This is a genomic window from Klebsiella sp. 141240, from assembly GCF_050600805.1.
Taxonomy (GTDB): Bacteria; Pseudomonadota; Gammaproteobacteria; order Enterobacterales; family Enterobacteriaceae; genus Klebsiella; species Klebsiella aerogenes.
This window is the reverse complement of sequence record NZ_JAQIRK010000011.1, coordinates 178232-191230: the sequence shown is the minus strand read 5'-3', so window position 1 is coordinate 191230 and position 12999 is coordinate 178232. Positions and strand designations below refer to the sequence as shown.

The 12999-nt window shown below is 50.1% G+C and carries 10 protein-coding genes and 2 pseudogenes; 6 read left to right on the top strand and 6 right to left on the bottom strand.

Going from position 1 to position 12999, the window contains the following annotated elements:
- From PGQ95_RS19015 to citB, 3 genes are all read left to right on the top strand, one after another.
- Positions 1-483: sodium ion-translocating decarboxylase subunit beta (locus PGQ95_RS19015; RefSeq protein ID WP_430919027.1), on the top strand; the 483-nt coding region annotated here is incomplete at its 5' end.
- A 169-nt stretch (positions 484-652) separates the two neighbouring features.
- Positions 653-2281, top strand: coding sequence for a citrate sensor histidine kinase CitA (citA, locus tag PGQ95_RS19010; RefSeq protein WP_087858279.1), 1629 nt, complete (start codon positions 653-655; stop codon positions 2279-2281).
- Positions 2274-2978: a citrate response regulator transcription factor CitB gene (citB, locus tag PGQ95_RS19005; protein ID WP_087858169.1), complete on the top strand. Its 705-nt coding sequence runs from the start codon at positions 2274-2276 to the stop codon at positions 2976-2978. The genes citA and citB overlap by 8 nt, the downstream gene beginning before the upstream one ends.
- Before the next feature lie 5 nt (positions 2979-2983).
- Here citB and PGQ95_RS19000 read toward each other — a convergent pair whose 3' ends face one another.
- Positions 2984-3613 (bottom strand): alanyl-tRNA editing protein, encoded by a 630-nt coding sequence (locus PGQ95_RS19000; RefSeq protein ID WP_316425174.1) that lies wholly within the window; start codon positions 3611-3613, stop codon positions 2984-2986.
- A 92-nt stretch (positions 3614-3705) separates the two neighbouring features.
- Between PGQ95_RS19000 and PGQ95_RS18995 the strand changes: the two are divergent.
- The 3 genes and pseudogenes from PGQ95_RS18995 to PGQ95_RS18985 all read left to right on the top strand — a co-directional run.
- A pseudogene (locus PGQ95_RS18995) lies at positions 3706-4359 on the top strand (LysR family transcriptional regulator); the annotation flags it as partial.
- A gap of 86 nt (positions 4360-4445) precedes the next feature.
- On the top strand, positions 4446-5471 hold the full coding sequence (locus PGQ95_RS18990) for an IS110 family transposase (protein WP_430919025.1): 1026 nt from the start codon (positions 4446-4448) through the stop codon (positions 5469-5471).
- A 276-nt stretch (positions 5472-5747) separates the two neighbouring features.
- Positions 5748-6023 (top strand): annotated as a pseudogene (locus tag PGQ95_RS18985) (LysR substrate-binding domain-containing protein); the annotation flags it as partial.
- Here the strand turns inward: PGQ95_RS18985 and PGQ95_RS18980 are convergent.
- The 5 genes from PGQ95_RS18980 to PGQ95_RS18960 form a co-directional block, all read right to left on the bottom strand.
- Positions 5971-6336, bottom strand: coding sequence for a DUF805 domain-containing protein (locus PGQ95_RS18980; protein WP_430919023.1), 366 nt, complete (start codon positions 6334-6336; stop codon positions 5971-5973). The pseudogene PGQ95_RS18985 and the gene PGQ95_RS18980 overlap by 53 nt on opposite strands.
- A 178-nt stretch (positions 6337-6514) precedes the next feature.
- Positions 6515-8800, bottom strand: a complete 2286-nt coding sequence (locus PGQ95_RS18975; RefSeq protein ID WP_430919021.1) for a hydratase — start codon at positions 8798-8800, stop codon at positions 6515-6517.
- A 54-nt stretch (positions 8801-8854) separates the two neighbouring features.
- Positions 8855-10117, bottom strand: a complete 1263-nt coding sequence (locus tag PGQ95_RS18970; protein ID WP_087858173.1) for an SLC13 family permease — start codon at positions 10115-10117, stop codon at positions 8855-8857.
- An 83-nt stretch (positions 10118-10200) separates the two neighbouring features.
- A complete protein-coding gene (locus PGQ95_RS18965) occupies positions 10201-11634 on the bottom strand; it encodes an anion permease (protein ID WP_113374572.1) in 1434 nt (477 codons plus the stop codon).
- Between the two features lie 44 nt (positions 11635-11678).
- Positions 11679-12734, bottom strand: a complete 1056-nt coding sequence (locus PGQ95_RS18960; RefSeq protein ID WP_213317892.1) for a 4-oxalomesaconate tautomerase — start codon at positions 12732-12734, stop codon at positions 11679-11681.
- Positions 12735-12999 lie beyond the last annotated feature (265 nt).

Genomic DNA, 12999 nt, shown 5'->3' with positions numbered 1-12999 from the left:
CTGCTGGTGGCGCTGCTGCTGCCGGACGCCGCGCCGCTGCTGGGGATGTTCTGCTTCGGCAACCTGATGCGCGAAAGCGGCGTGGTGGATCGTCTTAGCGACACGGTGCAGAACGCGCTGATCAACATCGTCACCATCTTCCTCGGGCTGTCGGTGGGGGCCAAACTGGTGGCGGACAAATTCCTGCAGCCGCAGACGCTGGGGATCCTGCTGCTGGGGGTGATCGCCTTCTGCGTGGGCACCGCGGCCGGGGTGATCATGGCGAAGCTGATGAACGTGTTCAGTAAACACAAGATCAACCCGCTGATTGGCTCCGCCGGGGTGTCGGCGGTGCCGATGGCGGCGAGAGTGTCCAACAAGGTGGGTCTGGAAGCGGACGGGCAGAACTTCCTGCTGATGCACGCGATGGGCCCGAACGTGGCCGGAGTGATCGGCTCGGCGATCGCCGCCGGGGTGATGCTCAAGTACGTGCTGGCGATGTAAGCCGGTACCCTTCCCGGATGGCGGCTGACGCCTTATCCGGGCGACCAAACCAACGCCCGACTCAATGTTTTTGATCGGGCGTTTTTCTGAAATTTTTGGTTCTGTGCGCCAACTGCAGGTACACCGACCGCCAAACGAGGAAACTAGCCATTTAATGTCTATCGGCCCTATGTACACCCGAAAAATAACCCACTGGTTTGCAAGGCGATCCTTTCAGAATCGTATCTTCCTGCTGATCTTATTTACCTCTACTGTCGTCATGCTGGGTATGTCCTGGTATCTGACAGACATAACCGAGGAACGTCTTCATTACCAGGTCGGGCAGCGGGCATTAATTCAGGCGATGCAGATTTCGGCGATGCCGGAGCTGGTGGAAGCGGTACAGAAACGCGATCTCGCCAGAATTAAAGAGCTTATCGACCCCATGCGTTCCTTCTCTGACGCTACCTATATCACCGTCGGCGACGCCAACGGGCAGCGCCTCTATCATGTGAATCCTGACGAAATCGGTAAATCGATGGAAGGCGGCGATAGCGATGAGGCGTTGTATAACGCCAAAAGCTATGTCTCGGTACGCAAAGGTTCGCTAGGTTCATCATTACGGGGTAAATCGCCGGTGCAGGACGCCACCGGCAAAGTCATCGGCATCGTGTCGGTCGGTTATACCATTGAACAGTTAGAAAACTGGCTCAGCCTGCAGATAAGCTCGCTACTGATCCCGATGGCGATTATCCTGCTATTGCTGCTGTACTGCGCTCGGCGCTTCTCGCTGCATATCAAAAAGCAGATGCTCAATATGGAGCCCCAGCAGCTATCGCAGTTGCTCATCCAGCAAAGCGTGCTATTTGAATCGGTGTTTGAAGGGCTCATCGCCATCGACTCAAATTATAAGATAACCGCTATTAATCAGACCGCCCGTCGTCTGCTTAATCTGAGCCAGCCGGAGCCCGTACTGATCGGTAAAAAGATCAGTAGCGTCATTGCGCAAGAGACCTTCTTCTACGATGCCCCGCATGAAAACAAAAAAGACGCCATTGTCACCTTTAATCAGATCAAAGTGATCGCCAGCCGAATGGCGGTGATCTTAAATAATGCGCCTCAGGGGTGGGTGATTAGTTTTCGCAGCAAAGATGACATCAACACCCTCAGTCTGCAGCTGAGCCAGGTACAGCAGTACGCCGATAACCTGCGCGCCGTGCAGCATGAACATCGTAATCTGATCTCAACCATCGCCGGGCTGCTGTTTCTCAAACGCTACGATCACGCGCTGGATCTGATTCAGCAACAGTCCGAAAGCCACCAGAAGGTGCTCGATTTTATTGCGCGTAATTTCCAGGATAACCACCTTGCCGGGCTACTGATCGGTAAATATTATCGGGCCAAGGAGCTCGGTCTTGAACTGGTATTCGATCCCGCCTGTTTCGTCGATATCCTTCCCACCGCGCTTTCTCCCAGCGAATGGATCTCGATCGTGGGGAATCTTCTCGACAACGCCTACAATGCCTCGTTACGCCAGCCGCTGGGATCGAAGCAGATCGAGTGTTTAATAAATAGCGACGGCCATGAACTGATCGTCGAGATCGCCGATCAGGGATGCGGCATTGACGAGACGCTACGCGACCGCATCTTCGAGCGCGGCGTCACCAGTAGCGCCAGCGCCGAGCACGGTATTGGGCTCTGGCTGGTGCGCAGTTACGTAGAACAAGCAGGCGGCACTATCGTCGTCGAAAATAACATTCCCTTTGGCACCATCTTTACCCTTTATATCCCCCTGACCCGAGATGAACATCATGGATAGCATTACTACTCTAATCGTTGAAGACGAACCTATGCTGGCGGAAATCCTGGTCGATACCATCAAACAGTTCCCCCAGTTCAACGTTATCGGCATCGCGGATAAACTGGAAAGCGCGAAAAAACTGATGCGTCTCTACCAGCCGCAGCTGATCCTGCTGGATAACTTTCTCCCTGACGGCAAGGGGTTGGATCTGATTCGCCACGCTGTCAGCACGAACTACAAAGGACGAATCATTTTTATTACCGCCGATAATCATATGGAGACCATCAGCGAGGCCCTACGTCTGGGGGTATTCGATTACCTGATTAAGCCCGTGCACTATCAACGTTTACAGCATACGCTCGAGCGTTTCGCCCGCTACCGCAGTTCCTTGCGTTCGAGTGAACAGGCCAGCCAGACCCACGTCGACGCCCTGTTTAATATCCAGGCTCGCGAGCACACTGAGCCTGCTGACGCGCCGCTGCGCGGGATCGATGAAAGCACCTTTCACCGCGTGCTTCAGCTATTCTCCGACCCGGAAGTGGTGCATACCGCCGACTCTCTGGCCCGCATCCTCGGCAGCAGTAAAACCACCGCCCGCCGCTATCTGGAACAAGGCGTTAAAAACGATTTTCTGGAAGCAGAGATCAGTTATGGCAAAGTCGGTAGGCCGGAGCGCATTTATCGCGGCAAACATCCCTACCCTGAGCACGCCTGAAATGCTTATTCGAGGGTATAGCTGACGATCATCTGCCCTTTTTTCATTTTCAACTGGCTGATGACGATATTCCCCAGCATCGCCAGACTGGCAACATGGGTACCGCCACAGGGATAAGCTGGTAGTTCGCCGAATCCCACGCTGCGCAAACCGTTGTCGAAGATGACCTGGCGCGGTAAATCTTGCATCTGCCACGCTTTCACCTGCGCCAGCAGGGCGCTGGCTTCCGGTAACGCGGCGCCGGCGTCGGCAGCAAACGTAATCCTCCCCTCTCCCGGCCAGTGATGCGCCTTCACCGGCCGCCAGCCGAACTGCTCGCCGGCCAACCCCAGCAAATGACCGGCGGAGTGCAGACGGGCATGTAACTGTCGCACAGGCGCATCAATGCTCATCCCCACCTCGCCAAGCGGCAGCGGCTGGGCAACGATATGCAACACGCTATCGCCGCGCGTCGTGACCGCCATTACGGGCTGCTCATCGATCCAGCCGCGATCGGAGGGCTGGCCGCCGCCCTGCGGATGGAACAACGTGCGGTCCAGTTCAATGGCATAACCACCATCGGCTTCAGCACTGCAGCTGATAATCTGCGCGCGCCCTTCGGTGGCGTCGCTGGCGTAATAAACACGTTCAGTCATGATTGTTCTCCTCTCTGTCAGCACAGTATATTGATAATATTGGCCGCGATAATGGCCTCCACAACCAATGCACTTTTGCCTTGAGGGCACAAATGAATCTAAACCTTCTCCCCGACCTCGCCCTCTTCGTACAGATTGTCGAACAAGGCAGCTTTTCCGCCGTCGCCCGTCAGAGCGGGATTACGCCATCCGCCGTCAGTCGCAGCGTCTCGCGGCTGGAACAGGAGATGCGGTGCAAGCTGTTGCACCGAACCACCCGCAAGCTGCGGCTGAGCGATGCCGGGAAAGCGGTGTATGAACATGCGCTGGAAATGCTGGAAGCGGCGCGCCAGGCTATGGACTGCGCCGGAAGTACCCAGACGGTGGCGCAAGGTAAACTCACGCTGAGCGTACCGAAAGCCGTCGGGCGCTTTGTCATCCATCCGCTAATGATCGACTTTTTCAACCGTTATCCGCAGGTTGACGTCTGTTTACGCTTAGAAGATCGCGACCTCGACTTTATTGATGACGGCATCGATCTCGCGCTGCGTATTACCCATACCCCTTCCCCTGGACTACATGGCAAACCGCTGATGCCGATTGTTCATGTCATCTGCGCCACCAAGGAGTACTTACAGCGCCACGGAATGCCGCGGACTCCGCAGGATCTGCGCGCGCATAGCTGTATCAGTCTTGGCGAAACGCCCGCCGACGCGCGGTGGAAATTTCGTCGCGAAGGCAAAAACGAAACGGTGCAGACGCATGGATAATGAGATGGACGCTCCAGATTTTACGGTATCAAAGTACCAGACTGGATCGTTGCAATACGTCCTAAAAAATGAGGAGCGTCCACATGAAAGTATCAACTCTTGGTATCGACCTGGCAAAGAACGTTTTTCAGCTTCATGGCGTCGATCACGAAGGTCATACTATTTTGCGTAAAAAGCTCACCCGGGCTAAGTTTGTTCAGTTTGTTATTCAACTGGAGCCTTGTCTGATTGGCATGGAAGCCTGCTCATCCAGTCATCATTTCGCGCGATTATTCACCCGCTATGGTCATAAGGTAAAACTCATCCCTCCCCAGTATGTAAAGCCCTATGTGAAAACGAACAAGACGGATGCAGCTGACGCTGAAGCTATCTGCGAAGCGGTAACCCGCCCGAATATGCGTTTTGTACAGATAAAAACCGAAGAGCAGCAGGCCGTTTTAGCGTTACACACTGAACGGGGAATACTTATCCGTGAGCGGATCGCCTGTTCCAATAGTTTAAGAGCCACACTTGCTGAGTTTGGTATTACGATTGCGGCCGGACAAAGCCATTTAACCCATGAACTGCCAGCCATTCTGGAGGACGACGAAAATGGTTTATCTCCCTTCGTCAGAACCAGCATCTACAGACAGTCTAAACATATCCAAGAACTTGAGGAGCAAGTTAAACAGGTAGAAGAAGCTCTGGCCTCCTGGTACAGAACGCAGGAAGCCTGCCAGAGAATGGCCAAAATCCCGGGGGTTGGCATGTTAACGGCTACTTATGTGGTAGCAGCAGTGGGTAATGCCCGACAATTCAGCACTGCAAAGCAGTTCGCTTCATGGCTGGGGCTGACACCAAAGGAACATTCCAGCGGCGGGAAACAGCAACTGGGAGGGATCAGTAAACGTGGAGATGGATATTTCCGATACCTGCTGGTTCACGGCGCACGCGCACTTACCGCCTGGGTCAACCGGAACGGCGCGGTTGAGAAGAATGCCTGGCTTCAGGGACTACTTGAGCGGAAGCACTACAATGTAGCTGTTGTCGCCATGGCGGCAAAAACTGCGAGGATCATGTGGTCAATGTTGACACACAATACTGAATATCAGCCTCGTCAGCTCGCCTGACACAAGGTCAGTCAATCTGACGAGGTGCTGAAAAAGAGTTAACGTCCTGGTAGGTGCAGGTGACTTCAGAAGATGGCAAAACAGGTAAGACCGCAGGCAGGATACACCGAGAGGTAGCAAGGGCAAGTCAGCTCGCACAGGATGATTGGTACCTGCCTGGCGGATTTCATCATGGTTCGGGATAAAGAAATCCCATCAGAAACCGGATATATGGCTGCACCTACCCGTTTTATTACTGAACTGAAGAAAGCATTGCATTCCGGGAGCGTCCATATACGCTACGCCGCTAACCACACTGCCGTGCGTCTTGATGCGGTTAAACAGCATCTGGGTATCGGAAGCCTGCCGCTGTTTACCGCCCGCGAAGCGCTGGCAAAGGGTGAAATCGTGCAGGTGCTGGCGGAGTGGGAGTTTATCAGCAGCTACTCCGGCAATCTGTGGCTGTTATGGGCGGGGCATAAGCATATGCCCGCCAGAATGCGGGCAATGATTGATTTTCTTAGCGAGACGGTGCCGGCGCTGAACGCAGGCAGCACATTGCCAAAGATATAATTAAAAACACCGGGAAAATGATCCCCGGTAAAAACCAGAAACCAGAGCGGCCAATATCATGCATCCGGCGAAAACCTACCGCCAATATTGGGATAATCATCGGTAAATGAAGCACAAAAGCAAATGGGAAGAGAAACAGACTCAAAACGCCATACCGGTAGTCATAAAGCGTAGCCAGGTACCAGATGAGTAAAGGGGTTGCCACAATCAGGGCGTTGATAAGAAAAAATGACCAGAACTCAAGGCGGCCAGCGCGTCCAACGAAATTAAAAGCCTGTTTCCAGCCTTTAAGATAGGCCTGTCCATAGGTCATGATTTTCTCTCCATGAGAACGAATTAATAATTGCGGGCCATATCGTCGGGCCCCCTTCAAACTAAGCACTCCTTAGCCTAAACAACGCTTCAGCATAAATTAATGTGCTGGCACAATAAACGATATGTTTATATTGAAAGGATTGCTGGCAGAGAAAGACTGCCAGCAAAGGCAGATATTAATTAGCGAGGATTAATTGATTTTTATTATAATTAATGAGGCTACCGGCTTTGATAATCTCCTGTTCCGATGAGGTTAATTTCTCCATATAAAGCGTTATCTGCCGTACAGCTCGGCTATTGCTGACCACAAAAGCGGCAATATCGCTCAGATCGCCCGCTAACGCAGATTTTATTGCCGGGATATAGATAAAATCACCGACCTCAAAATCAGGCGCCTCTTTCATCTGCAGCGGCAGCATTCCCCAGTTAATTACATTAGAACGATAACGCTTGGTCGCGAACTCCTGGCAAATATTTGCCAGCCCGCCAAGCACGCGCTGGCAGCTGGCGGCCTGCTCTCGCGCCGAACCATCACCGGGTTTAACCGCATAGATCATGCTACCTATCTCAGTCTGTGCCGCGGTAATATTTTCCTGACCCGGCAGCAGCCGTATCTGGGAAAATATATTTTCCAGCTGTGGATTTAAACGGCAAAGATCTTCACCCTTAACGCGTTGTTGCTCGATGGCGGCAATTTTTTTAGCCCGCTCCACATACTGCGGATCGCGGCGAGAGAGCGTAAATTCGGCCAGGCCTAACGGGTTTGAACGAAACGATGATGTTTCACCTGATGGTATCAGTTCATCGGTAGTGGTCACCGGATCCATTATTTTTGAAGTAACGGCTAACAGAATGTTATCCGTTAAAGCATTCATTTCCGGCCAGTCTTTTATATTCGGTCCATAGATTAGCGGCTGCTGGGTAGCGCCTTTAACGAACCCCTGGTATACCCGGTTTTTATAGGGGGAAACATCAAATTCATATTCCGGCGCTTCGTGCCAACAATCGAGCTCCGCCGCCGAGGTTAACAATCCCCCGTTAGCGGCCGTCGCGGCAATTGAACGCGCATCCATCAATGCCACCGCCGACATTTGCCCATTTCCTGGCTTGGAACCCTCACGGTTAGGAAAGTTACGCGTCGTATGGCGGATGCTCAAGCCGTTATGCATCGGGGTATCGCCGGCGCCAAAGCAAGGGCCGCAGAATGCGGTACGAATAATGGCGCCCGCGCTCATTAAATCATTGATCATTCCCTGTTTCGTTAACGCCATCAGCACCGGTTGCGAGGAAGGGTAAACTGAAAGCGAGAAAATATTGTCGCCACAGGAATGATGCCGCAGGGCATTAGCCGCCTGCGCCACGTTGACATAGTTCCCCCCGGCGCAACCCGCAATGATTCCCTGCTGAACGCGTAATTTGCCATTCTCTATTTTGTCCAAAAGAGACAGCTTCGCGCGCCCCAGCGATATTTTCTCAGATTCAATTTCAACTTCACGTAAAATGTCCGGCAAATTCTGATTAAGCGTATCAATTTCATAGACATTGGCTGGGTGAAACGGTAGCGCGATCATCGGCTTGATGGTGCTTAAATCGATCTCGATGCAGCCATCGTAGTAAGCCATCTCTTGTGCTGACAGCGCACGATAATCTTTCTCTCTACCATGAAGCCGTAAAAAATGCCGCGTCTCTTCATCGGTCTGCCAGATAGAAGTCAGACAGGTGGTCTCAGTAGTCATGACGTCAATACTGTTTCTGTAGTCGGTCGACATACTGGCCACGCCGGGACCAACGAATTCCATCACTTTGTTCTTCACAAAACCGTTTTTGAATACCGCGCCAATTAATGCCAGCGCAATATCCTGAGGACCAACGCCAGCGGCAGGTTTACCGGTTAGATAAACGGCGACAACTTCGGGGTAATCAATATCCCAAGTGCTTCCCAATAGTTGTTTAACTAGCTCACCGCCCCCTTCACCGACGGCCATCGTCCCCAGCGCGCCATAACGCGTATGGCTATCCGAGCCCAGTATCATTTGGCCGCCGCCGGCCATCATCTCCCGCATGTACTGGTGAATAACCGAAATATGCGGCGGTACATAAATGCCGCCATATTTCTGTGCTGATGTAAGACCAAAAATATGATCGTCGCTGTTAATGGTTCCGCCCACTGCACAAAGTGAATTGTGGCAATTGGTTAAAACATACGGCAAGGGAAAGCGCGTCATTCCAGAGGCCTTGGCCGTCTGGATGATGCCCACGAAGGTGATATCATGGGAGGTCATAGAATCATATTTAATTTTTAATTTCCGTTCATCGCCAGAAGTATTATGCGATGACAATATTGACCAGGCGATGGTTCCCTTCCGCGCAATCTCTTTGGCAACAGGAGTGGCACATTCCTGTTCTGGGATAATCCCATGCTGATGGGATAAATATATCCCACGATCGTGTAATTTAATCATGACGTGTGTCCTTAAGATAGATTAAATAATTAGGCGATGCTTTTATCCGTATCGTTACGAATAAAAAGGAAAAAATATCGGCAGTAAAATAAAGCTCACCACCACAGATATAATAATCAGCGGTAATCCGACCCTGACATAATCCATAAACCGATATCCCCCGGCGGAAAAAATCATCATATTCGCCGGCGTTCCAACCGGAGTCGCATAAGCACATGAACAGCCAATGACTATAGCCATCAGCACCGCTCGCGGGTCAGCGCCCATTGAATGTGCAATAGACAAGCCAATGGGAATAAGTAGAGCCGCCGTTGCGGTATTCGACATAAAATTGGTTAATATGCAGGAAATTATTAAAACGGCACTTAATAATAAGAACGGTGAAGCCTGTTGACCAAGCAGATCGATAATTGAGCGGGCCATGATTGCACCCGCGCCGGTGGTTTCGAGCGCTTTTGCTAAAGCTAATGTGCCACCAAAAAGAAAAATCGTCTGGGAGTCAATTGACTGGTAGGCCTGTTTTTCTGTGATCACTCGCGTAATAACCAAAAATAACGCGCCAATTGAACCGATAATCGCAATCGGCAAGCCAATAACATTCTCAAAAATCATCCCCAGTACGGTAAATACCAGCACTAAAACAGCAATCACCTGCTTATATTTAGGACAATCATTTTTGCTACTTTTTTCAGCTTTGTCTTTGAGATTGACAGATTGCGCTGGCAGCAGTTTATAACCGATGGTCAAAAAGTAGATGATCCCGCAAAGCAGCATGGGGATGCCCAGTTTGGCATACTCGAAAAAACCGAAGCGTTGCCCAACTTGTTCCAGCGCCGACTGGGCGATCAGATTACCCGGCGAGCCAATAAGCGATAAGTTTCCTCCCAGCGCCGAAGCGAACGCTAATGGCATTAGCAAACGAGATTGCGCATAGCCCGACTTAATAGCGGCGCCGATGACTACAGGAATCAGTACCGCAGCCGTTCCCGTATTCGACAAAAAGCCGGAGAGGGCCCCGCACACCAACATAATAATAACGATAAGTTGCCGCTCCGAGCGGGCGTAGCGGGTCACTATTCCGCCAATTTTGTCCGTGACGCCAGTTTCAAATAAGGCGCCGCCGACCACAAACATGGCGACAAACAAAATGACGTTCTGGTTAATAAACCCCGCGAAAGCCGTTTTTACATCAAAAACGCCTGTTACGACTAAAGTAATACAGACGATCATAGCCGTAGCGGCTAAAGGAATTTTTTCCCAAACAAACATCACAATTGAAAATAACAACAGTGACAATGTAATTGCTACTGGTGACATAAATATATAACACCTCTTCAGTGTGTGGGTTCAATAATTAGTCTAAGCAGGTGATGCAGCGTTTTATAAATTTCAAGTTATAGTTAAATAACTTTCCAGTACATTAATAATTCCCACCACCAGACTCCTACGGTGATATGTAGGATAAAAGTCAACAGTGCTAATATGCCGCCAACAATCCACCAGGATTTAATATCATTATAACCAACCCCAAATATAACCGGGCCAGCCGCGCCACCATAATGGGTGACCATGCCGCCATAGGAATTACTAAACAGCAGAGCTAACGCAGTTAACATAACCGGCGCGCCGGAAACATTCGCCAGCATGGCAAAGACCGGAACCATCGCCACAATATAGGCGCTACCCGAGGCAAAGAAATAACGAACCAGTATACTCAGTGCGACGATGACAACGAAAGCCAGCGTGCTATGACTGCCAAATGAAATGTTATCCTTCAGTAACCCGGCCAACCACAAGAAAAAACCAACTTTAGAAAGCAAAGAACTTAAACCAATGATACCGCCGTACCAAATAAGGGTATTCCAGCCCCCTTTATTTTTTATAACATCATCCCAGCTGACGATTTTTAACACCAGCATCAACGCCATGACGCAAATCGCTACCGTTGATTCGTTGACGCCAAGCGATTTACTAAACACCCAACCTGCCAATGCCATGACAAACAGGCAGGAGAGCATCTTTTCGCGCAAGGTCATCGGTCCTAAAGACTCAAGACCTTCCTTTGCAATCGCTTTATTATCAACTTTTTTTAATTCAGGTGGATATAATTTATAGGTAATGAGCGGTGTCAGTAATAGCATAATAATGCCAGGTAATATTCCGGCTAATGCCCATCCGCCCCAGCTCAGTTTGATGTGACAAATATCTTCAATCATTTTGAGCGCCAGTATGTTCCCAGCCATGGCGGTAAAGAACATATAACTGGTCGTTTTGGTGACCATATAGACGTTAATCATCAAATAATGACCAACGCGTTTTGCCGTATGCTCCGGTTCCGAGCCTAACGCGACGGCCACGCTATTGATGATAGGTAAGACGATACCACCGGCGCGAGCCGTATTCGACGGTGTCGCGGGGGAAAGGATGAGATCAAGAAAGGCGGTAACATAACCTAAGCCGAGCGTGGTACTCCCTATCTTGCCGATAAGAATATAAGCAATTCGTTTACCTAAACCAGTAATAACAAAGGCGGCACTTAAGGTAAATGCTGAGAAAACCAGCCAGGTCGTCCCCGACGCATAGCCACTTAATACGCTCGATGATTTTATTACGCCATCACCTAAATTACCAATAACGACCATTGATGTGGCAACCGCCACTAACAATATTACTGGTTCTGAAAAGGGTTTAATCACCAAACCGACGATTGCTGCCAGATAAATTCCTGATAGCACCCATGCCAGTTTAGTCAGCCCAGCCGGGGCCGGAAATAAACTAATAAGCAATGGGATGGCTACAAGCACTAATAGCTTGCATACTGTTTTTTTATCCATTTTGACCCCTTACCTGAATGAATAATATAAGAGCAGTAATAAAATTATTCAGGGAGATAAACCATGCCAGAAAGAATCTTACGCGCGGTACGAATAACCGATGCGCGAATATTTTCAGGATTTCCATTAGCGTTACTTAAGTTCACCTCAATGCTGCCGCTTGGGTGTTCAACGCTAATTAACCCTTCACCCGACATTCGCGTAAGCTCGTTAACCACGGTGTCGGCAATAACACACGAACTCGCCAGGCCGATAGCGCCCGTAATCGCTAGCGACTTATGGCAGCTGTGGGGCATGAAATAACGCACGCTCATTGTCCCGCCGTGTTGCGGTGGAGCAACCAGTACTGGTTTAGGGATAACCATGTTGGATACATCGCCAAACCCCATTGCCGCGCCGGCTTGTTGACGTATAGACTCAAGGCGCTGGAAAAATGCGCTGTCCTTATCTAATTCAGCGGCCGATTCATATCCGGTTTTACCCAAGCTATGCGCTGGAATAATGACCATTGGCATCGCCATATCGATACACGTGACGCGAATATCATCAAAAAAATCAACCCGGTTGCCGGTTGGAAAAAGCTGGCCAGATTTCGCCCCGGCGGCGTTTAAAAACGTCAGCGCAACAGGGGCTGCATGCCCGGGAACGCCGTCAATATGGGTATCCCCGTCATAAACGACCTGGCCGTCCGGCGTTTGAATGTCAGCATCGACAAAGGTGTTGGTATTGACGTTTCGGATACGCACCCGTGTTACCGGGGAATTCGCCGCGATAAGCCCTTTTTCGATAGCAAATCCACCTACCGCGCACAGCATATTGCCGCAATTCGGCGTGGTATCAACCCGTCGTTCATTGACAATGACCTGCACAAATAAATAGTCAATGTCAGCTTGTGGGCTGGCCGAGCGACTGACAATCGCCACTTTACTGGTTTGCGGACTACCGCCGCCAATACCATCAATTTCCAGTTCATGACCAGAACCCATGATGGTTAATAACGCTTCATCGCGTTTTTGAATATCTTCAGGTAGATCATCCGCTAAAAGGAAAGCCCCTTTTGATGTTCCTCCCCGCATGAGAACACACGGAATTTGTTTCATAACACCCTCCTTACAAATACAGAAGAAAAAGAACAAATAAACGGGGCGTGAATTTAATGCACTTAATGCATTTAAAGTTTTTTATTTACTTTATTATTCATTTGCTCGCACAACCGTTTATCATCTGATTCTACTTGCAAGGCGGATAGTGATTGATAAAATATAAAAATAAGACTTATACCTACAAAGCATTAATAATAGCTATCGGCACAATAATAATTAACAAGGTCATTCTGCATATTAATATATTTATTTCAGATTACGG

Excerpts from the sequence above, each read along its gene's own strand:
- citA (WP_087858279.1), top strand. The coding sequence starts at position 653 with ATGTACACCCGAAAAATAACCCACTGGTTTGCAAGGCGATCCTTTCAG.
- citB (WP_087858169.1), top strand. The coding sequence starts at position 2,274 with ATGGATAGCATTACTACTCTAATCGTTGAAGACGAACCTATGCTGGCG.
- PGQ95_RS19000 (WP_316425174.1), bottom strand. The coding sequence starts at position 3,613 with ATGACTGAACGTGTTTATTACGCCAGCGACGCCACCGAAGGGCGCGCG.
- PGQ95_RS18990 (WP_430919025.1), top strand. The coding sequence starts at position 4,446 with ATGAAAGTATCAACTCTTGGTATCGACCTGGCAAAGAACGTTTTTCAG.
- PGQ95_RS18980 (WP_430919023.1), bottom strand. The coding sequence starts at position 6,336 with ATGACCTATGGACAGGCCTATCTTAAAGGCTGGAAACAGGCTTTTAAT.
- PGQ95_RS18975 (WP_430919021.1), bottom strand. The coding sequence starts at position 8,800 with ATGATTAAATTACACGATCGTGGGATATATTTATCCCATCAGCATGGG.
- PGQ95_RS18970 (WP_087858173.1), bottom strand. The coding sequence starts at position 10,117 with ATGTCACCAGTAGCAATTACATTGTCACTGTTGTTATTTTCAATTGTG.
- PGQ95_RS18965 (WP_113374572.1), bottom strand. The coding sequence starts at position 11,634 with ATGGATAAAAAAACAGTATGCAAGCTATTAGTGCTTGTAGCCATCCCA.
- PGQ95_RS18960 (WP_213317892.1), bottom strand. The coding sequence starts at position 12,734 with ATGAAACAAATTCCGTGTGTTCTCATGCGGGGAGGAACATCAAAAGGG.